The sequence below is a fragment of the Peribacillus sp. NPDC097895 genome (genome assembly GCF_050277555.1).
In the GTDB taxonomy this organism is placed as follows: Bacteria; Bacillota; Bacilli; order Bacillales; family DSM-1321; genus Peribacillus.
Genome location: NZ_JBNNSH010000010.1, coordinates 57,129 through 80,373, shown reverse-complemented (window position 1 = coordinate 80,373; position 23,245 = coordinate 57,129). Strand labels below are relative to the sequence as shown.

General features: G+C 38.6%; 21 protein-coding genes, 9 tRNA genes and 1 rRNA gene. 26 read left to right on the top strand and 5 right to left on the bottom strand.

All coding sequences use genetic code 11. The features are described from left to right. Window positions 1-144: 144 nt before the first annotated feature. From rrf to rocF, 11 genes are all read left to right on the top strand, one after another. Window positions 145-260, top strand: a 5S ribosomal RNA gene (rrf, locus tag ACQKMH_RS26445). 45 nt (window positions 261-305) lie between these two features. Further along, window positions 306-380, top strand: a tRNA-Asn gene (locus ACQKMH_RS26440). Between the two features lie 3 nt (window positions 381-383). Next, window positions 384-456, top strand: a tRNA-Thr gene (locus ACQKMH_RS26435). A gap of 29 nt (window positions 457-485) precedes the next feature. After that, window positions 486-560 (top strand) — tRNA-Glu (locus ACQKMH_RS26430). Window positions 561-578: 18 nt separating this feature from the next. Next, a tRNA-Val gene (locus ACQKMH_RS26425) sits at window positions 579-654 on the top strand. 15 nt (window positions 655-669) lie between these two features. After that, window positions 670-745 (top strand) — tRNA-Thr (locus ACQKMH_RS26420). Window positions 746-763: 18 nt separating this feature from the next. After that, a tRNA-Tyr gene (locus ACQKMH_RS26415) sits at window positions 764-847 on the top strand. Window positions 848-952: 105 nt separating this feature from the next. Beyond that, window positions 953-1,027 (top strand) — tRNA-Gln (locus ACQKMH_RS26410). A 3-nt stretch (window positions 1,028-1,030) separates the two neighbouring features. Continuing rightward, window positions 1,031-1,102 (top strand) — tRNA-Gly (locus tag ACQKMH_RS26405). 21 nt (window positions 1,103-1,123) lie between these two features. Continuing rightward, window positions 1,124-1,199, top strand: a tRNA-Ala gene (locus ACQKMH_RS26400). Window positions 1,200-1,417: 218 nt separating this feature from the next. Then, window positions 1,418-2,320 (top strand): arginase, encoded by a 903-nt coding sequence (gene rocF, locus ACQKMH_RS26395; protein ID WP_427590287.1) that lies wholly within the window; start codon window positions 1,418-1,420, stop codon window positions 2,318-2,320. Window positions 2,321-2,458: 138 nt separating this feature from the next. Here rocF and ACQKMH_RS26390 read toward each other — a convergent pair whose 3' ends face one another. After that, the gene (locus tag ACQKMH_RS26390) at window positions 2,459-2,644 is read right to left on the bottom strand and encodes an aspartyl-phosphate phosphatase Spo0E family protein (RefSeq protein ID WP_230161274.1); all 186 of its coding nucleotides are present in this window, start codon (window positions 2,642-2,644) and stop codon (window positions 2,459-2,461) included. 172 nt (window positions 2,645-2,816) lie between these two features. On the opposite strand from ACQKMH_RS26390, the gene sigW reads away from it, so the two are divergent. The 12 genes from sigW (at window position 2,817) to ACQKMH_RS26330 (ending at window position 14,230) form a co-directional block, all read left to right on the top strand. Further along, window positions 2,817-3,380 carry an RNA polymerase sigma factor SigW gene (gene sigW, locus ACQKMH_RS26385; RefSeq protein ID WP_427590286.1) on the top strand — a complete coding sequence of 188 codons (564 nt, stop codon included), beginning with the start codon at window positions 2,817-2,819 and terminating at the stop codon, window positions 3,378-3,380. 16 nt (window positions 3,381-3,396) lie between these two features. Beyond that, window positions 3,397-4,020 (top strand): anti-sigma factor family protein, encoded by a 624-nt coding sequence (locus tag ACQKMH_RS26380; protein WP_427590285.1) that lies wholly within the window; start codon window positions 3,397-3,399, stop codon window positions 4,018-4,020. A 219-nt stretch (window positions 4,021-4,239) separates the two neighbouring features. Continuing rightward, a complete protein-coding gene (cdaA, locus tag ACQKMH_RS26375) occupies window positions 4,240-5,064 on the top strand; it encodes a diadenylate cyclase CdaA (RefSeq protein WP_427590284.1) in 825 nt (274 codons plus the stop codon). After that, on the top strand, window positions 5,057-6,403 hold the full coding sequence (locus ACQKMH_RS26370; protein ID WP_427590283.1) for a CdaR family protein: 1,347 nt from the start codon (window positions 5,057-5,059) through the stop codon (window positions 6,401-6,403). Before cdaA ends, ACQKMH_RS26370 begins: the two co-directional genes overlap by 8 nt. A gap of 53 nt (window positions 6,404-6,456) precedes the next feature. Next, window positions 6,457-7,806: a phosphoglucosamine mutase gene (glmM, locus tag ACQKMH_RS26365; protein ID WP_427590282.1), complete on the top strand. Its 1,350-nt coding sequence runs from the start codon at window positions 6,457-6,459 to the stop codon at window positions 7,804-7,806. 464 nt (window positions 7,807-8,270) lie between these two features. After that, window positions 8,271-10,073, top strand: coding sequence for a glutamine--fructose-6-phosphate transaminase (isomerizing) (gene glmS, locus ACQKMH_RS26360; RefSeq protein ID WP_427590281.1), 1,803 nt, complete (start codon window positions 8,271-8,273; stop codon window positions 10,071-10,073). 282 nt (window positions 10,074-10,355) lie between these two features. After that, complete coding sequence (locus ACQKMH_RS26355; protein WP_427590280.1) at window positions 10,356-10,808, top strand: hypothetical protein; 453 nt, start codon at window positions 10,356-10,358, stop codon at window positions 10,806-10,808. A gap of 319 nt (window positions 10,809-11,127) precedes the next feature. Next, the gene (locus ACQKMH_RS26350) at window positions 11,128-11,256 is read left to right on the top strand and encodes a hypothetical protein (RefSeq protein ID WP_427590279.1); all 129 of its coding nucleotides are present in this window, start codon (window positions 11,128-11,130) and stop codon (window positions 11,254-11,256) included. A gap of 1 nt (window position 11,257) precedes the next feature. Beyond that, complete coding sequence (locus ACQKMH_RS26345; RefSeq protein WP_427590278.1) at window positions 11,258-11,629, top strand: iron chaperone; 372 nt, start codon at window positions 11,258-11,260, stop codon at window positions 11,627-11,629. Between the two features lie 731 nt (window positions 11,630-12,360). Beyond that, the gene (locus ACQKMH_RS26340; RefSeq protein WP_427590277.1) at window positions 12,361-12,918 is read left to right on the top strand and encodes a hypothetical protein; all 558 of its coding nucleotides are present in this window, start codon (window positions 12,361-12,363) and stop codon (window positions 12,916-12,918) included. A 71-nt stretch (window positions 12,919-12,989) separates the two neighbouring features. After that, window positions 12,990-13,868, top strand: a complete 879-nt coding sequence (locus tag ACQKMH_RS26335) for a CPBP family intramembrane glutamic endopeptidase (RefSeq protein ID WP_427590276.1) — start codon at window positions 12,990-12,992, stop codon at window positions 13,866-13,868. 104 nt (window positions 13,869-13,972) lie between these two features. Continuing rightward, the gene (locus ACQKMH_RS26330; protein WP_427590275.1) at window positions 13,973-14,230 is read left to right on the top strand and encodes a hypothetical protein; all 258 of its coding nucleotides are present in this window, start codon (window positions 13,973-13,975) and stop codon (window positions 14,228-14,230) included. A gap of 316 nt (window positions 14,231-14,546) precedes the next feature. Here the strand turns inward: ACQKMH_RS26330 and ACQKMH_RS26325 are convergent, their stop codons facing one another. The 4 genes from ACQKMH_RS26325 to ACQKMH_RS26310 form a co-directional block, all read right to left on the bottom strand. Next, window positions 14,547-15,257 (bottom strand): diphthine--ammonia ligase, encoded by a 711-nt coding sequence (locus ACQKMH_RS26325; RefSeq protein WP_427590274.1) that lies wholly within the window; start codon window positions 15,255-15,257, stop codon window positions 14,547-14,549. A gap of 339 nt (window positions 15,258-15,596) precedes the next feature. Next, entirely contained in the window at window positions 15,597-16,619 is a 1,023-nt protein-coding gene (locus tag ACQKMH_RS26320; protein ID WP_427590273.1) for a sensor histidine kinase, read from the bottom strand. Next, window positions 16,616-17,290 (bottom strand): response regulator, encoded by a 675-nt coding sequence (locus tag ACQKMH_RS26315; RefSeq protein ID WP_427590291.1) that lies wholly within the window; start codon window positions 17,288-17,290, stop codon window positions 16,616-16,618. The genes ACQKMH_RS26320 and ACQKMH_RS26315 overlap by 4 nt, the downstream gene beginning before the upstream one ends. Before the next feature lie 21 nt (window positions 17,291-17,311). Next, a complete protein-coding gene (locus tag ACQKMH_RS26310) occupies window positions 17,312-19,069 on the bottom strand; it encodes an ABC transporter ATP-binding protein (RefSeq protein WP_427590272.1) in 1,758 nt (585 codons plus the stop codon). A gap of 338 nt (window positions 19,070-19,407) precedes the next feature. Between ACQKMH_RS26310 and ACQKMH_RS26305 the strand changes: the two genes are divergently transcribed. The 3 genes from ACQKMH_RS26305 (at window position 19,408) to ACQKMH_RS26295 (ending at window position 22,831) form a co-directional block, all read left to right on the top strand. Further along, entirely contained in the window at window positions 19,408-20,577 is a 1,170-nt protein-coding gene (locus ACQKMH_RS26305; RefSeq protein WP_427590271.1) for an ATP-grasp domain-containing protein, read from the top strand. Between the two features lie 13 nt (window positions 20,578-20,590). After that, the gene (locus ACQKMH_RS26300) at window positions 20,591-22,285 is read left to right on the top strand and encodes a methyl-accepting chemotaxis protein (RefSeq protein WP_427590270.1); all 1,695 of its coding nucleotides are present in this window, start codon (window positions 20,591-20,593) and stop codon (window positions 22,283-22,285) included. Window positions 22,286-22,630: 345 nt separating this feature from the next. Continuing rightward, complete coding sequence (locus ACQKMH_RS26295; protein WP_034304915.1) at window positions 22,631-22,831, top strand: cold-shock protein; 201 nt, start codon at window positions 22,631-22,633, stop codon at window positions 22,829-22,831. Window positions 22,832-23,245 lie beyond the last annotated feature (414 nt).

The window sequence follows — 23,245 nt, the reverse complement described above, 5'->3', positions numbered from 1 at the left end:
GGTCAGAGGTGGAAGCGTGGCGACATGTGGAGCTGACTGATACTAATAGATCGAGGACTTAACCAACGCTTTAAAAAAATGAAATACCTTCTTATATTATTATCTAGTTTTGAAGGAATGAAAATTCTTCAAAAATGAATATAGTCTGGCAATGATGGCGAAGAGGTCACACCCGTTCCCATTCCGAACACGGAAGTTAAGTTCTTCAGCGCCGATGGTAGTTGGGGGTTTCCCCCTGTGAGAGTAGGACGTTGCCAGGCTATTCATTTAAATCTTTAAATGGGTTAAAGGAAACATTATATTATTCCGCAGTAGCTCAGTGGTAGAGCATTCGGCTGTTAACCGAACGGTCGTAGGTTCGAGTCCTACCTGCGGAGCCATATGCTTCCATAGCTCAGTAGGTAGAGCACTTCCATGGTAAGGAAGAGGTCAGCGGTTCGAATCCGCTTGGGAGCTTCCCAATCTATCTATGAACACAAAAGTCCGGCCCGTTGGTCAAGCGGTTAAGACACCGCCCTTTCACGGCGGTAACACGGGTTCGAATCCCGTACGGGTCACCATTTTTAACTCATTAATATGGAGGATTAGCTCAGCTGGGAGAGCATCTGCCTTACAAGCAGAGGGTCGGCGGTTCGATCCCGTCATCCTCCACCATTATATTCATTATTTGCCGGTGTAGCTCAACTGGTAGAGCAACTGACTTGTAATCAGTAGGTTGGGGGTTCAAGTCCTCTTGCCGGCACCATTTACAACCATATATTGCGGAGGGGTAGCGAAGTGGCTAAACGCGGCGGACTGTAAATCCGCTCCTTCGGGTTCGGCAGTTCGAATCTGCCCCCCTCCACCATTTTAATGAAAATCCTGTGGATTAGTTATATATTCTCTATATTGGGGAAATATATGATTACCACCTTTTTATTTTGTTGAATATTAATGATACATATCATATTATTGGGCTATAGCCAAGCGGTAAGGCAACGGATTTTGATTCCGTCATGCGAAGGTTCGATCCCTTCTAGCCCAGCCATTTGCGGAAGTAGTTCAGTGGTAGAATACAACCTTGCCAAGGTTGGGGTCGCGGGTTCGAATCCCGTCTTCCGCTTATTATATTTTACATTCCTTAGGGGCCTTAGCTCAGCTGGGAGAGCGCCTGCCTTGCACGCAGGAGGTCAGCGGTTCGATCCCGCTAGGCTCCACCATCAACTACATACACCAAAACTTACGTCTTAAGCCAAAATGGTTTAAGACTTTTTTTTATTTAATTTCAGGATTGACCATTCACGATAGATAATAAGCATTTAAAAAAAATCCGATAAGACATTAAGATATGAAAGGAGTGACTGCATCTTTATTCATGAAAATGTACAGTTGAACCACCATGGATATACGATGTAAAATGGTGGAAAGGGGGAGTTGTATGTCTATTCAGAAAATTTCCGTCATAGGGCTGCCTATGGACCTTGGTCAAGCAAGGCGAGGGGTGGATATGGGACCTAGTGCCATTCGTTACGCTGGGGTTATCGAGCGTCTTCAGCATTTAAATATAGAAGTAGAAGATCTTGGCGATATTGTTGTAGGACGTCCCGGAAATGCAAATAAACCTGGAACAAATTTAAAAAACTTATCTCTTGTCGCAAAGGGTAACATTCAGTTAGCCGCAAGAGTGGATGAAATAATAGAAGGCGGTTCTTTTCCACTTGTACTAGGGGGAGACCATTCAATAGCGATAGGAACATTAGCCGGCGTCGCAAAGCACTATGAAAATATAGGTGTGATTTGGTACGACGCACATGGTGATTTAAATACGGAAGAAACTTCTCCATCAGGAAATATACATGGAATGCCGCTTGCAGTCAGTATTGGGCTGGGACATCCAGACCTAATTAATATCCATGGTTCCGCTCCAAAAGTGAAACCGGAAAATATCGTAATAATTGGTGCGAGGTCATTGGATGAAGGGGAAAGAGAACTTATACGTGATAAAGGGATTAAAGTATTTACGATGCATGAAATCGACCGCATGGGTATGGCAAGGGTCATGGAAGAATGTATAGATTATTTAAGAGAAAGAACGGACGGTGTCCACCTTTCATTGGATCTGGATGGGGTTGATCCGGCAGATGCACCTGGAGTAGGAACACCGGTGAATGGTGGTATAAGTTATCGGGAAAGCCATTTGGCTATGGAAATGCTCGCGGAATCCAACATGATTACGTCAGCTGAATTCGTTGAAGTGAATCCCATTTTAGATGAGCGAAATAAAACGGCGATCGTTGCCGTGGCACTAATGGGATCGCTATTTGGAGAAAAGTTATTATAACTGGTAAAATAAAAGAAACAGTAACCGGCTTGTAATGGGTTACTGTTTTTTATATGCTAGAAGACGTAGGTTTATTGTCCAGGGTGTATGTATCATAAGCATGACTGTATATAGATGGTTGCAATTGCATAACCATATTCACTTAAGAGCACGTCGGTCCGTGAGACTTTCACTTCTTGTCAAATGTAGGTATTGATTGATTAAGATATCCAGCTTGCTGCTCACTTCAACAACTTCTGTATCAACCATCGAAGAACGGGAGGCCAATATCATCATTTTCTGTCTGTATTGCTCAATATGGTCTAAAATTTGTTCTGCTTTCATATAGAGATTCACTCCCTCAGATTTACAATTTCTTACTATATAACCCTGTTTTTTTTTTTCTTAAACATAAAATGTAAAACTTTGTTAAAATTAATGTATTAAATTTTTGAAACCTTTCAGCTTGCGATTCGTAATAATCGTATAGCCGCATGAGCGGGGGTAATACCGGAAAATGGATGCACTCATTAAAGAGAGAATTAATCAAGTATTAAAGGGAGACCATAATGCATTTGGGGAAATTGTCGAAATTTACAAGGACAAAGTTTTCCAGATATGTTTCAGGATGCTCGGAAACAGGCAAGAAGCAGAAGATTTGGCACAGGAGGCCTTTGTAAGAGCCTTCGTGAATATCCGTAGTTTTAATATACAAATGAAATTTTCCACATGGTTATATCGGATTGCCACTAACCTTTGTATTGACCGTCTTCGCAAGAAAAAACCAGATTACTATCTAGATGCAGATGTTGCTGGAACAGACGGATTGAATTTGTATTCCCAAATTGCATCGGATATGGCAAAGCCAGAGGAAGAGGTTGAATCTTTAGAATTACAGGAAACCATTCAAGCGGAGATAATGAAATTGCCCGAGAAATACCGATCGGTAATCGTATTGAAGTATATTGAAGAGTTATCTTTAAAGGAAATCAGCGAAATACTCGATTTGCCAGTCGGTACGGTTAAGACGAGAATACATCGTGGTCGGGAAGCCTTGCGTAAACAACTACGCCATTTATAAAAAGAAGGTGAGAAAAATGAACTGCCATGAGGAAATCATTGAATATATGCATGATTATTTAGATGAGGACATCAAACCGGAGCATAAAGAAGTTTTACGGGAGCACTTGCATACGTGTGCTGAATGCCGGGATTACTTTCATGAAATGAAAAAGGCGGTCGCTCTTGTACAGAGTACTTCCCATATTAAGGCGCCGGATGACTTTACAGCAAAGGTAATGGCTCAATTGCCAAAGGAAACGAAAACAACGGGCGCCAAACGTTGGTTTAAAAGCCATCCCTTCATGACAGCGGCAGCCATGTTCATTATATTGATGACAGGTTCTGTTTTTTCCACTTATAATCAGGACGAACATTTTTCAGTTTCCAAACAGCCCAATTTAGTAGTCGAAGGTGAAACGGTTATTGTGCCTGCAGGTGAGAAAATCGAGGGAAATGTGGTAGTTCAAAATGGTAACATTCAAATAGATGGTGAAGTAGAGGGAGATGTGACAGTCATAAATGGACATAAATATATGTCCAAGGCAGGGAATGTGACAGGAAGCATCCGTGTCATTGACCAAGCTTTTGAGTGGGTGTGGTATAAAGTAAAGGATACTGCAACGTCGTTGGTTCCTTCTAAAGAGGAAGATAAGGAATAGGAGTGTAGAAGCTGAGAAGAGGACATCGTTTTTCATATACGGTGACTTCACTCAGCTTTATTTTTTAATAAAAAGGGATTCATTTTCCATTATTCGTTCTTAACATGCAAATTTCTCACACTAGTTTTAGATGTATCATTTAAAAAATGGTATACTATTAAAGTTATTACATAACGATTGTAATTGTTATTTGGAGTAATACTGACTGGAGGAAACAACATGTCTTTATCCAATTTGAATGTTTGGGACTATGTAGTAAATTTCATTGATATTCTCCTTGTTTGGTTTGTGATATATAAATTGTTAACTATTATTCGAGGCACGAAGGCTATTCAGCTGCTAAAAGGAATTTTTGTAATTGTCATTGTAAAAAGCTTAAGCAACCTGTTTGGTTTCAATACACTTGGATGGTTAATGGCACAAGTCATGAATTGGGGAGTATTGGCAATTCTTGTCATTTTTCAACCTGAACTGAGAAGGGCACTAGAACAATTGGGACGCGGGAAGCTCTTTGCAAGGGGCACCGTTCCAGAAGAGAATCAGCAAGAACGCTTAGTTGAAGAAATCCTGAAGGCGTCCACTTATATGGCGAAAAGGCGGATCGGAGCCTTGATTACGATAGAAAAAGGAACAGAGCTGGGGGATTATGTGGAAACGGGGATTCCTCTACAGTCCTATATTTCTTCAGAACTGCTCATCAATATCTTTATACCTAATACGCCACTCCATGATGGCGCGGTTATTTTGCAGAATAATCAGGTGGCAGCTGCAGCTTGCTACTTACCATTATCGGAAAGTCCATTCATATCAAAAGAACTTGGTACCCGGCATAGGGCTGCCATTGGAATGAGTGAAGTGACGGATAGTCTTACGATTGTTGTTTCAGAAGAAACGGGAGGGATATCCGTTACTAAAAACGGGGAACTCTACCGGGATTTGAACCAAGAATCTTTCAGGGCCATGCTTACAAGTGAGCTGGTAGTGGAAAACATCAAATCAACTTCCTCAGGCATCTGGAATTGGAGGGGGAAAAAGAATGGATAAATTCACCAATAGTGCTTGGTTTATGAGAATCGTAGCCTTTGCCTTGGCAGCACTTTTGTTCATTTCCATTAACTTTGAGATGGAGTCGGATAAAAAATCCCTTGGTTTATCGACAGCCCCTGAAATCAGTACGGAGACCATAGAAAATGTACCTGTTGAAGTGTACTATGACCGTGAAAATCTGGTGGTGAGCGGTGTGCCGGAAACGGTGGATGTTACTCTAAAGGGAGCAAAAAGTCTCTTGATAAATGCAAAAAACCAAAGGGATTTCAAAGTTTATGTAGACCTATCGGATCCTGAAATCTCAATGGGGGATAGAACTGTCACATTTAAAATAAGTCAGTTGAATGAAAAGTTAGTGGCGACAATCGATCCGGAATATGCAGAAGTCAATGTTCAGGAACGAGTGACGAAGGAGTTCTCCGTTGAAGCAGAGTATAATCACTCATTACTCGAAGAGGGATATACCGCTGGACAGCCAACCGTGAGCCCTCAAACTGTTAAAATAACAGGCGCCAAAGACGCGATTGAACAAATTTCCTATGTAAAGGCAAACCTTGAAATAAGTAAGGGACTTGACGAAACGGTGAATGGGAAGGCAACCGTTAAAGCTCTTGACCGGGACTTGAATAAGTTGGATGTGACGATCGAGCCTGCTTCGGTTGCCGTTTCTTTAAACGTGAGCATACCTTCAAAAACGGTTTCCATAGAACCAAAGCAAACCGGGAAGGCAAAGGATGGCATTAGGATCAAGAGTATAAGTGTCGATCCTAAAGAGGTCACCTTATTTGGGTCAGAAACGAGCCTGGAAAATATAAGTGAAATAAATTTACCTGTAAATATCTCCAAAATTGATGGTGATACGGAATTGGAACTCGATCTTACTAAACCGGAAAGTGTACAAAAAATGTCCTTGGGTAAGGCAAAGGTCAAAATTCGCACGGAAAAAGTGGACGTAGATGAAGAGAATGAAGAATCAGTCGAAGAAGAGAAAGAACAAGTAAAAGAACAAGATGAACAAGAACAAGTAGTCGAAAAAGATGAACCCGCTGCCATTGAGTCTAAGACATTCAATAATATGAATATAGAGCCTGTGGGCATACAAGCTGACCAAGATGTCGAATTGGAAACCGATGTAACAAGCATTACTTTGCTTGGTGAGGCGGATGATTTGAAGAAAATAACTAAAGACGACATTAATCTTACAGTAGATGTGAGTAATTTAGATGAAGGTACACATGATGTAGAACTGTTGGTAAAAGCGCCTGCGGGAGTGAATTGGGAACTGGATTCTAAAACGATTAAGGTCTCCATTACTCAAAAAGACGAAGAGACATGACCTTCCTTTAACATCATTTAATTCAGTAACGATTCGAAGAAGGAGCGATAAAGATGGGCAAATATTTTGGAACAGACGGAGTTAGGGGTATTGCGAATAGCGAATTAACACCGGAGTTGGCATTTAAACTAGGCCGTTTTGGTGGTTACGTTCTTACTAAAGATACAGAAAAACCTAAAGTGCTGATAGGGCGTGATACACGTATTTCAGGTGAAATGCTGGAAGGTGCACTAGTAGCTGGTCTATTATCCATTGGGGCTGAAGTGATGCGCCTTGGTGTCATTTCGACACCAGGAGTTGCCTATTTAACAAAAGCCCTTAGTGCTGAAGCGGGGGTCATGATTTCCGCTTCGCATAATCCGGTAGCGGATAATGGCATTAAATTCTTTGGCCCTGATGGATTTAAGCTCTCTGATGATCAAGAAGCGGAAATTGAAACACTGTTAGATTTGGAAAAGGATGAACTTCCGCGTCCCGTTGGAGGAGATTTAGGTCATTTGAACGACTATTTCGAAGGTGGTCAAAAGTACCTCCAGTACTTGAAGCAATCAGTGGATGAAGAATTTACAGGCATCCATGTTGCGCTTGATTGTGCACATGGAGCAACATCATCTTTAGCCATGCATTTATTTGCGGATCTGGATGCAGACATCTCTACAATGGGGGCATCGCCCAATGGATTGAACATTAATGATAAGGTAGGTTCCACTCATCCTGAGGCACTGGCTGATTTCTTAAAAGAAAAAGGTGCGGATGTCGGACTTGCTTTCGATGGCGACGGGGACCGCGTCATTGCCATAGATGAAAAGGGAAATATTGTGGACGGCGACCAAATCATGTATATCTGTGCGAAATACTTGAAAGAAAATAATCGTCTGAAACAAGGAACAGTGGTTTCCACAATCATGAGTAACCTAGGTTTTTATAAAGGTCTTGAAGAGCAAGGTATACAAAGCGCCCAAACGGCAGTGGGGGATCGCTATGTGGTAGAAGAGATGCGAAAAGGCGGCTATAACCTTGGCGGCGAGCAATCCGGACATATTATCTTCCTGGACTATAACACGACAGGGGATGGCTTATTGACGGGATTACAGCTTGTAAACATCATGAGTGATACACAAAAGACCCTATCGGAGCTCGCTGGTGAGATGAAGAAATATCCACAAACACTTATCAATGTCAGAGTAACCGATAAACATGCTGTAACTGATAATGAAAAGGTACAGGAAGTCATTAGGGAAGTCGAAGGGGAAATGGCCGGAAACGGTCGTATCTTGGTGAGGCCATCCGGTACTGAACCGCTAGTCCGTGTTATGGCTGAAGCGCCGACTGCTGAAGAATGCACAAGTTATGTTGATCGCATCGTCTCTGTGGTAAGAGCGGAAATGGGAATACACGAATAACCAATCATATGCATAAAAGGAACCTAAATTCCTTTTATGCATATTTTTATAAAGAAGTTCTTTTTCCTTGGTCACGGTAATAAAGAATTGACCTATGTCCCTTATTTAAGGTATGATTATCCTGATTTACAACTCATTTTCTATAAAATGGTTGTTTGAAAAGGAGGGTAGGCAAGGAGAAATGTTTTACAAAAGCGCCTGAACTAAGTCTGGTCGAGAAAGGCTTAGTTGACGAGGAGGAGGTTTATCGAATGTTCGGCGGATACCTCCCGGCTGAAGTGCACAGCCGCAGTAATTCCAATTTTAAAACAGTAGGGCAACTTACTGCACAAAGGATTGGAAATGCGCAAAGGGAAAAAGTGCTTTAGGGCATTTCCTTTATAAAAAATATATATCAGAGATGAGGGGGCAGGGATGCCCCCGTGCATTCCTGTTCCCTCAAATCGGTTGGAGGAGCAGAAATTATGTGTGGAATTGTTGGATATATTGGACTTAATGACGCGAAGGAAATTTTATTAAAAGGTCTTGAAAAACTTGAGTACCGCGGTTACGACTCTTCAGGGATTGCCGTAAAAAATGATGCAGGCGTGACAATCTTTAAGGAAAAGGGACGAATTGCGGACTTGCGTGGGGCCGTGGATGAAAATACTATTGCACATACTGGAATAGGACATACACGTTGGGCCACTCATGGTGTGCCAAGCCGTGATAATGCCCATCCTCACCAAAGTAATTCAGGTCGCTTGACTTTAGTTCATAATGGGGTCATTGAAAACTATGCGATTCTAAAACGTGAATATTTGAAGGATGTTGCCTTTAAAAGTGAAACGGATACAGAAGTCATCGTTCAGCTCATTGAGAAGTTCGTAAACGGTGGCATGGAAGTGGAAGAGGCATTCCGTCAAACTCTCACTCTTTTAGAAGGCTCATATGCCATTGCCCTTTTGGATGCTGAAAATGATGAAACCATTTTTGTCGCAAAAAATAAAAGCCCGCTGTTAATCGGTGTGGGAAATGACTTTAACGTTGTCGCTTCAGACGCAATGGCCATGTTGCAAGTCACAGATCAGTTCCTTGAACTGATGGATAAAGAAATGGTCATTGTGACAAATGAAAAGGTAACGATCAAGAATCTTTCCAACGAAGAAGTTTTCCGTGCTCCATTCACTGCTGAACTGGATGCAAGTGATATTGAAAAAGGTACGTATCCTCACTATATGCTGAAAGAAGTTGACGAGCAGCCAGCTGTCATTCGTAAAATCATTCAAGCTTACCAGAATGAAGAAGGTAAACTTGCAATCGATTATAGCATTACAGAAGCCGTAAGTGAGGCTGACCGTATTTATATCATCGCTTGCGGAACCAGCTATCATGCAGGGTTGATCGGTAAGCAATTCATCGAAAAAATGACGGAAATTCCGGTTGAAGTCCATGTGGCATCGGAATTCACTTACAATATGCCTATATTATCGAAAAAACCGCTATTCATCTTCATTTCGCAAAGTGGGGAAACGGCAGACAGCCGAGCTGTATTAGTGTCGATCAAGGCTCTCGGTCACAAAGCTTTGACCATCACTAATGTACCAGGCTCTACACTATCACGTGAAGCGGATTATACACTCTTGCTACATGCAGGACCTGAAATTGCTGTTGCCTCAACAAAAGCCTATACCGCGCAAGTGGCAGTGTTGGCCATATTGGCAAATGTAACTGGCCAATTCCGTAAACTGGAGTTTGATTTCGACCTTGTAAAAGAGCTTGGAATCGTCGCGACTGCAATGGAAGCCCTATGTGATTCGAAAGAAGAGATGGAAGCCATTGCCCAAGAATATTTGTCTGTGACAAGAAACTGTTTCTTCATCGGAAGGTCCCTAGATTACTATGTTGTTCTAGAAGGGGCGCTTAAGCTGAAGGAAATTTCATATATCCAGGCAGAAGGCTTTGCTGGCGGTGAGCTTAAACACGGAACGATTGCCTTGATTGAAGATGGTACACCTGTCATAGCCCTTGCTACACAGGCAGGCGTCAACCTAAGCATCCGTGGTAATGTCAAAGAAGTCGTTGCCCGCGGTGCCAACCCTTGCATCATTTCCATGAAGGGTCTTGAAGAAGATGATGATCGTTTTGTCATCCCGGAAGTGAACGAACTATTAACACCCCTTATCTCTGTTATCCCGATGCAGCTCATTGCATATTACGCTGCCTTGCACCGCGAATGTGACGTGGATAAACCACGTAACCTTGCGAAAAGCGTAACTGTTGAGTAAGCTGGAATGAATGCAACGTATGTTGTTGAATGACAAAAAAGTTGGGTACTGACACATTGTTGTTTGACAAAAACGTGCTATTAAAAAAGACTTGATCCAATTTTTATTGGATCAAGTCTTTTTTATGTCGCCTCATTACCAGCGTTGCATGATTGGCTTACGGTGGCATAAATTGGACATCGTTACTGCTCTATTTTTTCAACTAACGTTGCAGGATTGTATAAGAAGGCTTGTAACTGTTATAAATAGTTAACGTCTAACAGAATAAAAGGTGGGATTAATGTGAAAAATAAGAAATGTTTTTTCTCTATTTTAATGCTGTTCTTACTTATAGTAGTAGGTTGTTCAAATGAAACCAAAGAAGAACCACCAGAAGCGATAGTGAAAATAAATGATGAAAATATCGAAACAGCTAGAGGTACTTATCAGTGGGAGAAAAAGAGCTTACTCTCTAATACTACGGTTATCGTCGATGCTGCTGCACCATTTCAAATAGCTGAAGATATGAAAGCGAAAATAGTTGAACAAAGTTCAGTAGCAAATGTAGAGTTTAATGATGGCTCCCAACCACCATTACAGGCTTATTTATGGGAAGAAGAAAAACGTGGTGAAGAATTACCTTTGAATCAACACCATATAACCTTACCGTCGGAAAAAGGAAAGTATGTAATTGAAATTAACGCTAAATGGTCAAATGGAGACTCCTCTTATACTTTTGTCGTAGAGGTACAATAATACAAGGTTTTTTCCTTAAAGAACGGATGCTAAATATCCAATCAGTACCCGGATTTTTTTAACTGAACATATGTTTTGTAGATTTGCAGTAAAGTTTGACCGTTTTAAAAAAGTTGCACCGTTTCACCCCGTTGGATATGATTATCTAAAGGGGTGTTTATAATGTCTAAAGGAACGAGAACATCTAACCGATTGTGCATATAGAAAAAGTTAAACCTAAAAAAGGGTCTGAGGACTTTGTCGAAATTGAAGAAGTAATAAAACTAGGGCTGAACAAAGGGCGCTGACTTACAAACGATTAATTTCTTATGGTGGATTGATGAAAGAAATCCATAAGGCATTAAATTTAGATGATGTGGAAGATGGCGGTTTAATACATATTGATGATGATAGGATGAGGGAAAAATTACATTGTTCAAAAAAAAATTTTAATTCTAGGAGAGAATGATATGGAAGTTTTTGCAGAGTTTTTAGCGAAGATTGATAACCCGCAACATCGAGACCGAACGGAAGAAGTTTTGGCTTGGGTAATTAAGAAATATCCCAATTTAATGCCAAAAATCGCGTGGAATCAGCCTATGTTTACCGATCATGGCACATATATTATTGGCTTTAGCGTAGCCAAACATCATTTGGCTGTTGCCCCTGAAATAGCAGGGATTAATCATTTTTCTGATGAAATTGTGCAGGCTGGCTATGATCACACCAAGCAGTTGGTACGTATCAAGTGGGTTAGTCCGGTTGATTACTCATTACTTGAGAAAATGATCGAGTTTAATATTTTGGACAAGGCAGACTGTTCAACTTTTTGGCGGAAATGAAACATTGGTTTATTTAGGGTGAACTGAACCTCTATTAAAGTGTCCATTATTCAAGGTTCTGTTCATATAAGAAGTGAAACGATGTGGTTCTGAGGTTATAAGATCTCCATATCTGCAGACTGATCTAGCTCTATAAAATAAGGGGGTGAAACTCTCCCTTATGCGATACATAAATAGTTCAAAGGTCAAAAAAAAACAAGGAGTTCCAAGTTTGGAACTCCTTGTTTTTTTGGTTTTGTTAAAATGGAGATATAAAAATATTACAACCAAACTACTTTAATATATTAAAGGGGGTTTCTTATGAAAAGGCCATTTGGGCAATCATTGCCTTATTAGTTATGTTAGTATGTATTTCACGAGGATATTCTTCAGCTGAAAGTCATTAAAAGGATTTAACAAAAAAAGAAAATTTTCAAAAAATATCAGAAATATCTGATTACTATGAAGTTGGCGAAGAAATAAGTTTTGATTATGCTGAATTTATGAAGCTTTATGCGAAATATAAGCTAACAAAAAAATGTGGTAGAAAAACATTTAAAAGAATACTAAAGAGTAACTGTTCGAAACTATTAAAGGATTTTGGATCTAGTAAAAAAAGATATGACGTGAGATTAATTAATTGAAAATTATTTTAAAAATTAATATTATGCCAAAATAATTACTAAGTTATACACTTCTGCATAAAAATTAACAGTGGGTATTTCACGAGAAATATTAGATGAGGTGAAGAAATGAAGAAGTTACTATATCTTTTTATATTAATAATTCCTTTATTTTTGTTTGGATTTAATCCAACATCAACCTTTGCAAGTTCTCCAACTAAAGAAGTTGATTTAAAAGAGGAATGCCAATCAGGTGAGTTTCCTACAGAATATCCAAATCTTTCAGGCACTGATGTACTTTTAGGTCAAGAAATACCTATACTTATAGATGAAAAAACAGGAGAAATAACTAATAATAGAATTGGTATATCTCCAGTGTGTGCTACTTGTAATCGCTATACTTGGAAAACAGCTACAGATAAACGACAATCAAGAGTCTTTCACAAAAAAGTGACTGATACTACAACATGGAGTCTTAACCTTACCTTTAGGGTAGAAATAGGTGGTATAGTAGTTATGTCTGGTGGTGGAGAAAAGGTACATTCGGCAACGAAAAAATGGGACCAATATAAAGAAACATGGAAATTGACTGGAACACTAAAGACATATAGTCCAACTGGCAATTTGATAAAAACAGAACAAAGAAATACAACCTACATTAAATATAAAAAAGTAGCAACAAAATAAGTTGACAATAGTGTAAATGAAACCCTTATTCTAAGGGTTTTTTTAGAATTTGCTTTTATAAAGGGGTAAAAATGGATACTGATATTAAGCAAACTCATCGCTTTATATTATATATAACGATACTAATTATGATTATTTTTCCTTTTACACAACTTATATTACAAGAACTTTCTTTTCAAATAAGCAAACAATTATTTTTCTTTTTAAGTAAACTGGTTATTATCTATGTGCTTTTTCTTTTCTTAAAAAAGAAAAAAGTAACCTTATCTAGCATTAGGCTAAAAAAGGTACATATAAAATATATTCTTCTTGGTATTTTAATGGGTATTACCGTTCACATGATAACTATGTTTTTTGGTAGGATTCAATATTATCTACTAACTGGGGAATGGCTTACTGCTGAAAAAATTGTTGGTACACTTATGGAGAGTAATGAAAACATAAGTTTTTACAGCATTATGATGATTGGCTTTTCAGTGGCGATTAGTGAAGAAATTCTTTTTAGGGGTATATTATTAAAACAATATCAGAAAATGAACATAAAGTCGGCCATAATTTTAAGTGCACTTATTTTTAGCATTTATCATATGACGGTGGGAAACTTGGTTTTTGCATTTGTAATGGGTATCTCTTTTGCACTATTGACCATCTATACTGGAAGTATCGTACCGGCTATCTTTTATCATTTTATAGTGAATGAAATAATGAGGATCATCATGCATTTCCCGGAAAAGGTTACTGAAACTTATTTTAAAGTTATGGTGTCTCCAATTACCACCATAACTGGTTTAATACTTTTTCTATCTATATCAACTTACTTATTTATAAAAGTAAGAAAAAATAATCATTTTCAAAGTGAAAAAGTTAAGTTCTTTGATAGATACATTATTTTGTTGTTTTTGATGTATGTTATTTTCCTAATAATATATTTCATTCAGGTATTAAAATGAATGAACAGAAGCAGTAATAGCGCTCAAGAAAATGCGGTTTGGGCAAATTTAAATCCGTTATCTGGCAGAACTTGTAGAAAATCTTTAAATATCTAGGGAGCAAAATGAAATCTATTATAATTTTTGGACTTGTCATGTTTAATGTTTTTGTGTGTATTTTTAAAATAGAGTCAATTATCCCCTTTATACTTGTTGCTGGATTAGTAGGGCTTTATAAAGGTACAAAAACCGGTTCTGATTTTAAAAAGATATTTAATATTCATAAAGTCGAATTCTCTTTAAAAGAATCAAAAACTAGAATTGAATTATTAGGTGCCTTTATGCTCTCAGTCAGTTCTGATATACTTTCAATTAAATACTAATTTTATGATGGCTTCTTAACTGAAAATTTCATTTATGTAGCACTCCACGTATTATACTCATTATTATTCGGTTTACTTTTGTTTAGGTTTCTATTTCTAAATATGTTTGAAAAAGATGAACCAATGAAAAATTAAGTGTATGCTCAAGTGGAAATGATAAAGCCCAAAACATAACGCTTTTGGGCTTTATCCATGTTGCATAAGTTTTTTGGTGAGGTTGCTTGTATGTAAGTACTGCCAGTGGAGCTTATGAAAGATTGTACTTGGATAATGCGCAGGGTGAAAACTGTTGTCTCTTTTTTTGTGATTTTATCCTTTATACAATCTCCCTATCTGCCGTCTCATCTAGCTCCAAAGGTAAAAAGGCATATTCTCCATCCTTCATGATCTCACCTTTACGAACAGGGATCGGTGTATTGAAGAGCGGCCCATCAATTACTGTGGTATGGAATTCTCCGCCTTCTCCGCAGGGATCAATCCCACGAGCTTCAAGTTCCTTCACGTACTCATGGGTTAGCGTTCGACCTAAATCGTCCTCACGCATTCCAAGTGAAAGATTCACCGTTACAATCATCGTTTTAAATCCTAGATTTATGAACTCTTTTACAGCTTCACGATGATCCATTTCCCATAAAGGCATCCCAAGCTTTAATCCAGCATTCTGCGTAACTTTTTCATGCCAACAGCCATGAGCAGGCATATCTAAGTCTCCAGTTACTAAAACTTCCGCTCCTTGATTCTTAGCTTTTTCTAAAAGGCGCATAAATACTTTTTCATAATCTGTCCAGCTTGCAGCGGCAGTATATACGGGCAAACCGATAGATTTAGCTTGGGCACGTATGAGTTCCGGAGGCATACCATGGGATCTGGATCGTTTCCCTTCTTCCTCCAGCATGACAATCAGTCCCATCGCGTCCCCGACCTTCACTGCTTTATAAAGAGCTAAGACACTATCCTTTCCTCCGCTAAAAGAAGCTATGAATTTATGCCCGCGAGCACCATTCTTCCAATCATTCAGTTCTGTCATACCTATCTTTCCCCTTTATTCTAATGACTTTTTCACGAAGCCTGTTATAAGCTAATTTCATATTTAAGAAGTTTAAATAGCTCTATTTGTTTGATTTTATCACGATTGAACCTTACAGATAAGGGCGTGATTGTTGTAAGAACATTTGGTTTTTAAACGACTTTATTATTATTTTAGAAAAATGATTATAGGATGAAAAAGATTAAACAACTATTCTTGCACACCGTTTTATTTCGGAGCTTTCCTCTAGCAGTGTTGTAACCACAGACAGAAAAATGAGCAACCTTTTTTCTAGTCACAATCAAACATTACACTATATACAAACTGAGAAAAATTCCTTCATGTAATAGAAAGCAGGATGGTAAAGGTCGTCCCTTTTTCGATTTCACTTTTAACGGATATCGTTCCATCATGCATATCGATAATCTTTTTCACGATGGATAGCCCGAGCCCGCTGCCGCTTTTTGTGCGTTCCCTTGCCAGGTCGGCTTTGTAGAATCGCTCGAAAATGTGGAACTGATCTTGTTCTGAAATGCCAATGCCGGTATCGGTTACCGTTATCGATACTTGATCATTTATCTGTTGGAGCCTAATCGTGATTCTGCCATGATGCTGTGTGAATTTGATGCTGTTGTGTATTATATTGGTCCATACTTGGTTCATTAAATCTTTGTCTGCAAAAATTGAGATCTTTTCCAAGGATATATCCATTTCGAGTTCCTTTTCCAACCAAGTCGGTTCACAAGCCAAAATAATGGTTCGTATTTGCTGGTCCAGCCGGAAGCTTGTCCTTTCAAAAGGATGATGCTCGGATTCAAGCGATGTAAGCTTTAGAAGGTTATCACTTAATTTAGATAATCTCCTGCTCTCTGTCTCAATTATATGGAGATAATGATTTCGTTCTTCTATTGTCAGCTTATTCAATTGGAGCGCTTGGGCAAATCCAACAATGGAGGTTAGGGGCGACTGTATTTCATGTGAGACATTGGAGATGAATTCCTGCCGCATTTCTTCCATTTGTTTCAATTGATTGGCCATGTGATTGAAGTGGTTAATGATGTCCGTCATTTCGTTTCTTTTATCCATTTTAAAATCCAATTGGACATTATAATCGCCATTGGCAATTTTCCTTAAGGCATCAATGATTTCCAAGTAGATGTTGACGCGTTTATTGTGGTTGAAAGCATGGATCAGGTAACCTGTGAACATCATAATCGCGATGCTGGTCATGATTGTTGCCAGATACTGGACATAATCGGATAGTCTTACAGGCAATAGCTGAATGGTATAGTACCCAACTGAAAAACAAACTGAAATGTATGTCAAAAAGCCAAGTATGCGTTTAAAAAAGGGGGCATTCATTTCGTTAGCTCCAAACGGTAGCCTAATCCCCAAATCGTTCTAATCCGAAAGGGGAATTCCGATTCTGGAAAACGTTCTCTCACTCTTTTAATATGAACATCCACCGTTCGTTCATCGCCTTCATAGTCGTAGCCCCAAATGTCTTCAATAAGGTCTTCCCTGGAAAAAGTTTTTCCAGGATAGCTTGCTAATTTAAACAACACTTCAAATTCCTTTAGTGGAATCGTATATTCCTGTTCTTTAAATGACATTTCATGAGTGTTGCGATTCATCTTTAATTCTCCAATATTTAATGTTTGTGAAATAGTGATTTTATATCGTTTTAATAATGCTTTTATTCTAAGAACCAATTCGATTGGTTCAAATGGTTTGACAAGGTAGTCATCCGCCCCGAGTTCAAATCCTTTTACCTTCTGCGCAGTTTCACCCTTGGCCGTCAGCATTAAAATGGGGATATCACTAAATTCCCGTAACTCTTTGCATAATTCCCATCCATCCATGTTAGGCATCATAATATCGATAACTGCTAAATTGATTTTCACTTTTTCCATTAATTTCAATGCTTGCAATCCATCTGAGGCAATATATAGGTCAAATCCTTCTTTTCTTAACAAAAGTTGTATAAGTTCGCGAATATGGGCATCATCATCGACAATTAATATTTTGGTCATCATTTCTTTCCTTTCGGTGAATTAAGCTAGTTCAAGTTTGTGCAATTGCTGTTTTGCAAATTCGCGATATAATGAGTGTGTTTCATATAGCTCTTTATGTGTTCCGCTGCCTGTTATTTTCCCTTTTTCAAGGAAAATGATTTGGTCTGATTCAATAACTGTCGATAGGCGGTGAGCAATCACTATTGTTGTTCTCCCTTTCATTAAATCATTTAACGCCTGTTGAACGACATTTTCAGATTTGCTGTCTAGGCTTGAGGTAGCTTCATCAAGCATTAAAATTTTTGGGTTTCTTAGAAATGCACGTGCGATCGCAATTCTTTGTCTTTGGCCGCCGGATAATTTCATGCCCCTTTCACCAACCTCTGTATCATATCCATTTGGAAGCTCGGAAATAAACTGATCCGCATACGCCATTTTAGCGACTTGATTTAATTCCTCATCCGTTATACCCCGATCGATTCCATAACATATATTATCTCGAATTGTGCCTGATACAATTGGACTTTCTTGTGAAACATAACCAATCTGGCTTCTCCATGAAAGGAGCGTGAAATCATTTATGGATTTCCCGCCTATGGAAATTGAGCCTTGCTGTGGTTTATAGAATCGCTCAAATAATGAGAAAAGTGTCGTTTTTCCGCTGCCACTTGGGCCGACAATTGCAGTGACCTTACCCGCTTCAACGTTGAAGCTTATATCTTTAAGTACTTGTTCTCCATTATTATAACTATAGTTCAGGTGATCCACGGTGATAGTTTGGCTTATATTTTGAACTTGCTCCAGCGCATCTTCTTCCTCTACTGAATCCAAAATCGAAATGATACGTTCTGTTGCACCCGTAGCTTTTTGGAATTGCGTAAAGAAGCTGGCTAATTGAGCCATGGGCATGATAATTTGAAAAAGATACATAATGAATGCAACTAAAGCTCCAGCAGTCAAAGCTCCTGAAGAAACTCGCATTCCTCCATAACCTAAAATCAGTACGAGTAATGCCATCATGACAAAACTCATTAGCGGTGCAATCAAGGCTTGGATTTTTGCTTCTTTTAGTCCAAAATGAAATAATTTATTGATCCCTTTTTTACCATTTTCATATTCTATTGTTTCTGCATTTGATGCTTTAACAAGTCGGATTTCCGTCAGAACCTGTTGGAGTACGGAGGTGAAACTTGCTGTCTCATCCTGCATCCCTTTTGATATTTGATGCATTTTTTTACCTAGTGGCATTAATATCAAAACAGAGAGAGGGATCGCAATGAACATTAACAATGTCATTTTCCAATCCAGTACAAATAACACAATCATGGAGCCTACAATGGAAATGATTCCGGTAACGAAATTAGAGAGGTGCTCCGAAATTAAACTTTTCACTACAGTTGTATCATTAGTCATTCGACTGACAGTTTCACCCGATGGATGTTCATCAAAATAATTCACGGGTAATACGAGTAATTTTCTCCATAGTTGATCCCGAATACCCGCTACTACAGATTGACCGATCCGATTTAATAAATAGATGGAAAATCCACTTGCCAATGCTTGAATGATTATGGCGAGGACAAGAAGTGTGATCCGTTCCGTGCTTAGCGAACTAAGGGAAAAATCATTAATTAGATTTTTTGTGAACAACGGGACCAATAAACCTACACCTGTTGTACTTAAGCTTAATGCTAATGCAATCCCTATCATTAGTTTAGAAGGCTTCGTATGTTTAACCAAGCGGATGAACTGGCGCCATCCTATTTGCTTTTTTTCTTCTGACATATGTTCATACATCCTTTCATGATCTTCATTACAAGAGGAAGTATACAAAGAAGTTATGAATTGAATATGAACTTCTAAGTATCACTTACATTTAGTTTGGTTTGGTTCCCTATAATGACTGGATCGTCTTTATTATGCCAGATAACCTGTTTATGAAAAAATAAGATACAAAAAAAGTGAAAACATTCATGTAACGAAATTAAGGGATCAAGAAAATGAGTCTAAAGGTTTATTGGAAATTTAGTATTTATGAGGATATTGATAATAAATACCTATAAATACTAAATACTTACCACTTTTAACCGATTAAATATGAGGATACATAAAACAGTATAAGTTAGGTGGAAAACATGATTATTTTGAATGAGACCATTGTGTCACCAATTCTTCTAAAGGTGTTAGAGGAACAGAAAATTCCAGTACTGGAACAAGGGCAATGGGGAGAAACAATAACATCTGAAAAGCTGAATATTCAAAAAGATACAGAATTTTTCAAGTCCATGGAAATGGACCAAAGAATTCTTACAAACTCTGAAAATGGCATAACCTTATTAGGTCATTTTCAACCGAATAGCAATGAATACATATGGTCCAAGTTATTGAAAGACAAGAGTCAGGTGCGTAATTTAACGAGATCCTTATATCCTGATTTCCATTTTCAAGATATTGATCTATCGATAATAAGTGAATTGGATAAAAAGCATATACCTTTTCCGGTAGTTATCAAGCCGAATATTGGCTATTCAAGTGTAGGAGTGCACAAAGTCAAGAATGAACAAGAGTGGGATATAGCCGTAAGTCATCTAAAGCAGGATTTACTACTGTCGGATGGGTTGTATGATTCGGATGTGGTTGGTTCCCAGACCGTTTTAATAGAAGAGTGGATTCAGGGAGAGGAATATGCCATTGATGGCTATTACAATCAAGATGGTGATCCGATCATTTTGAATGTCTTCAAACGATTATTCAAGGATGATTACGATACCTCCGATCGAATTTATTATACGTCGAAGATAGCCATTAAAGAGATCTATGATGATGCATTAAAGTTCATGAAGAATATCCAAACGCTTCTTCCTCTTAGGAACTACCCTGTCCATTTTGAAATTCGCAAAAAAGGAAACCGGGTGATTCCTATTGAAATCAATCCCCTCCGTTTTGCCGGAGCGGGTACAACGGACCTAGGGTACCATGCCTATGGGATGAATATGTATGAACACTACTTTTTGGGTACCAAGCCCGATTGGAATCGGATATTGGAAGAGATGGATGATCACGTATATAGCTTTTTCTTTGCAGAGGTTCCACTAGAAGTCAATCCGGAAGATGTTGCTAGGATTGATCATGATGGACTTCGACAAGAATTTGAACATGTTTTGGAATATAGACAGCTTCCTTTTCAAAATGACCGGAGCATGGCAATCATCTTTTATAGAAGTGAGGATTTGAATAAGAATCTTCAATTGCTTCATTTGGATTTAATTCCATATTTAACTATAAAGCACCTGACTTTTATCTAAGGAGGTCATGAGAATGAGATTTTCAAAGCTGAATCCTAAAAAATCTTTACTAGCAAGATTATTCTTGTTTTATATTATCCCATTCGTGCTTTTTGCAGGTGCCATGGGACTTTGCTTTTCCTATATTACCAATAAAATGATCAACGAGAATGTCCTTCCGCAATTCGATGAGCGTCTTTCTGAAAATGCCCGCAGTTTAGCATCAAGCCTCAATCCTACTTTGATAAACAATGCTTCGGTACGGGGAGAAGAGATTAAGCGGAAATTAGATGCCTTTGTTGAAAATAAAAAGGGCATTGAATATGTGTATGTGTTGAAGCGGGAGAATGATACCGACATGATTGTAGCCTTGAGTGGCAGCGAGGACTACATGGTGGAATCCCCGTTCACGCCGGAACAGGCCAAATCGATAAATGGAAAAGAAGATGTATTAAGTGAAATATATAATGATAAGTGGGGTACGCACAAGTCATTCTTTACGCCAATCAAAGGAACGGACGCCATCGTAGGAATCGATATGGATGCGAAATTCATCAGTGAATTGAAAAGCAAGATGATATTTTATAATATTTTATTTCTCGCAAGTGCCATTATATTAGGTGTGCTATGTGCCGTTATCATCGGGAAAAGGATCTCGGGACCTGTTAATGAACTTGTTGGTTACACGAGTGAAATGGCAGAAGGGGACTTAAGTAAATCGATTCCAGTTAGTAGGCAAGATGAGATTGGTGATCTGTCAAATGGATTCGAGGATATGAGATTAAGTTTGTCCCATATCATTCAGAATGTCCGAGAACACGCTCGAACGATGAATCAAAGCACCGTGTCCATTCAACAATCCTTTGAAGAGATGGTGGAATCCTATGGTCAGATCGTAACAGGGACAACGGAAGAAGCAAAAGCCTCAGAGGAGCGTGCCCATCACATTGACCGGATTTCCAATATGATCAGTGATTTAACGGATACAATTCGTTTAATGAACGAGCAAACGAATAAAATGAATGAGTTTACCATGCATACGAATGTACTTGCTGAACAAGGAAGTAAACAAGTGAAAGATGTAACGAGCCAGATGGATAAAATCATGGAAAACGGCCATGCGAATAAAGCCAATTTGGAGAGTCTGGAAGAGGATGTAGAGAAGATAAATGAAGTGATCGGTTTAATAAGGGTCATTGCTTCTCAAACGAACTTGCTGTCCTTGAACGCTTCCATTGAAGCTGCAAGGGCGGGGGATGCCGGCAGAGGTTTTGCGGTAGTTGCTCAAGAAGTGCAAAAATTGGCTGTACAAACGGATGAATCGATAGATATCATATCGGAATCAATTACACGGATTAATGAACAGACTGCCAAAGTCATCCAAACCAATGATGAAAGTTTCCAGGATATCTTAAATGGCGTTTCTTTAGTGGAAAACAATGGTGAGATTTTCAATAAGATATTCGGATCCGTCGAGAAATTGTTGAAGGGCACAGAACAATTAGCTATCCATTCGAAAAAGATCAATGAATCATCTGATGAAAGTCTAGCATCCATTCAGGAAATTGCAGCAATCTCAGAAGAGGGTGTCGCAACAACTGAACAAATCTCTGCTGCCGCCATTCAACAAAGTTCCATAATGACTGGATTGAAGGAACAAAACGAAGAGTTGGCAAAAGAATCGGTCATATTAGAGGAAATGGTAGAAAAGTTCATTACGGAAAAATAAAATCTCAGATGTAAACATGTATAGAAACCTTCTCGTTAACCGTTGTTTACGAGAGGTTTCTGTATGTTGAAATGGATGAGAGATGTCATGTATTTCAACAACTTGTAACAGCTAGAGTCCACATAGGTTCAAGAATAATTGGTAAATGAATTTATAAGAGTATTAAAAATTGCTTGAAAAAAGTTTACCCAAATGATTTGCAATCGCTACCATTTAATGTTATGCTTAGTCTTAATTATTTTTGTTCGGTACTAAGGATACTAAAAGTACTACTTTTCGTTTTCGATGATGACTTAGAGCAAGGATAGTAATACAATGTGCTAAGTGCACTAGGAGGCAACAACAATGGAACAAGGTAAAGTAAAATGGTTTAACGCAGAAAAAGGTTTTGGATTCATCGAACGCGAAAACGGAGACGACGTATTCGTACATTTCTCAGCTATCCAAAGCGAAGGTTTCAAATCTTTAGACGAAGGCCAAGAAGTTACTTTTGAAGTAGAACAAGGTCAACGTGGACCTCAAGCTTCTAATGTTCAAAAAGCATAATTTCAAAAACAAATAAAGACAGATCCTTTTAGGGTCTGTCTTTTTTGTTTTGTCAAAATACATAACAAAAAACCCTGCTCAACGATGAGCAGGGTAAACGGTACAAGTAAAGTAAAACGCTTAAAAGGTTTGACTAAGTATATCATAGTTTTTCAAAAAAATACTAAATTAAATATATTATACTTATCAAGGTGAGTATAGGAAATTACTGAAATCACTGGAGTGGAGGGACATGAAGCAATTTATGTCCCTTCAACTTTTTTTACGATAGGCAAGAAGAATGGATGGTTTCCTTGAAAGAGGACAGGCAGAAAAGTTGCCTGCCCTTTTTTGGTTCAGGAAAATGAGACGCAAGATAGAGGTGAAACAAAAAAACGATGGCTCACATATAAAGACATATAGGGCGCTTTCACT

Coding starts and splice junctions, on each gene's coding strand:
- rocF (WP_427590287.1), top strand. CDS start 1,418: ATGTCTATTCAGAAAATTTCCGTCATAGGGCTGCCTATGGACCTTGGT.
- ACQKMH_RS26390 (WP_230161274.1), bottom strand. CDS start 2,644: ATGAAAGCAGAACAAATTTTAGACCATATTGAGCAATACAGACAGAAA.
- sigW (WP_427590286.1), top strand. CDS start 2,817: ATGGATGCACTCATTAAAGAGAGAATTAATCAAGTATTAAAGGGAGAC.
- ACQKMH_RS26380 (WP_427590285.1), top strand. CDS start 3,397: ATGAACTGCCATGAGGAAATCATTGAATATATGCATGATTATTTAGAT.
- cdaA (WP_427590284.1), top strand. CDS start 4,240: ATGTCTTTATCCAATTTGAATGTTTGGGACTATGTAGTAAATTTCATT.
- ACQKMH_RS26370 (WP_427590283.1), top strand. CDS start 5,057: ATGGATAAATTCACCAATAGTGCTTGGTTTATGAGAATCGTAGCCTTT.
- glmM (WP_427590282.1), top strand. CDS start 6,457: ATGGGCAAATATTTTGGAACAGACGGAGTTAGGGGTATTGCGAATAGC.
- glmS (WP_427590281.1), top strand. CDS start 8,271: ATGTGTGGAATTGTTGGATATATTGGACTTAATGACGCGAAGGAAATT.
- ACQKMH_RS26350 (WP_427590279.1), top strand. CDS start 11,128: ATGAAAGAAATCCATAAGGCATTAAATTTAGATGATGTGGAAGATGGC.
- ACQKMH_RS26345 (WP_427590278.1), top strand. CDS start 11,258: ATGGAAGTTTTTGCAGAGTTTTTAGCGAAGATTGATAACCCGCAACAT.
- ACQKMH_RS26340 (WP_427590277.1), top strand. CDS start 12,361: ATGAAGAAGTTACTATATCTTTTTATATTAATAATTCCTTTATTTTTG.
- ACQKMH_RS26335 (WP_427590276.1), top strand. CDS start 12,990: ATGGATACTGATATTAAGCAAACTCATCGCTTTATATTATATATAACG.
- ACQKMH_RS26330 (WP_427590275.1), top strand. CDS start 13,973: ATGAAATCTATTATAATTTTTGGACTTGTCATGTTTAATGTTTTTGTG.
- ACQKMH_RS26325 (WP_427590274.1), bottom strand. CDS start 15,257: ATGACAGAACTGAATGATTGGAAGAATGGTGCTCGCGGGCATAAATTC.
- ACQKMH_RS26320 (WP_427590273.1), bottom strand. CDS start 16,619: ATGAATGCCCCCTTTTTTAAACGCATACTTGGCTTTTTGACATACATT.
- ACQKMH_RS26315 (WP_427590291.1), bottom strand. CDS start 17,290: ATGACCAAAATATTAATTGTCGATGATGATGCCCATATTCGCGAACTT.
- ACQKMH_RS26310 (WP_427590272.1), bottom strand. CDS start 19,069: ATGTATGAACATATGTCAGAAGAAAAAAAGCAAATAGGATGGCGCCAG.
- ACQKMH_RS26305 (WP_427590271.1), top strand. CDS start 19,408: ATGATTATTTTGAATGAGACCATTGTGTCACCAATTCTTCTAAAGGTG.
- ACQKMH_RS26300 (WP_427590270.1), top strand. CDS start 20,591: ATGAGATTTTCAAAGCTGAATCCTAAAAAATCTTTACTAGCAAGATTA.
- ACQKMH_RS26295 (WP_034304915.1), top strand. CDS start 22,631: ATGGAACAAGGTAAAGTAAAATGGTTTAACGCAGAAAAAGGTTTTGGA.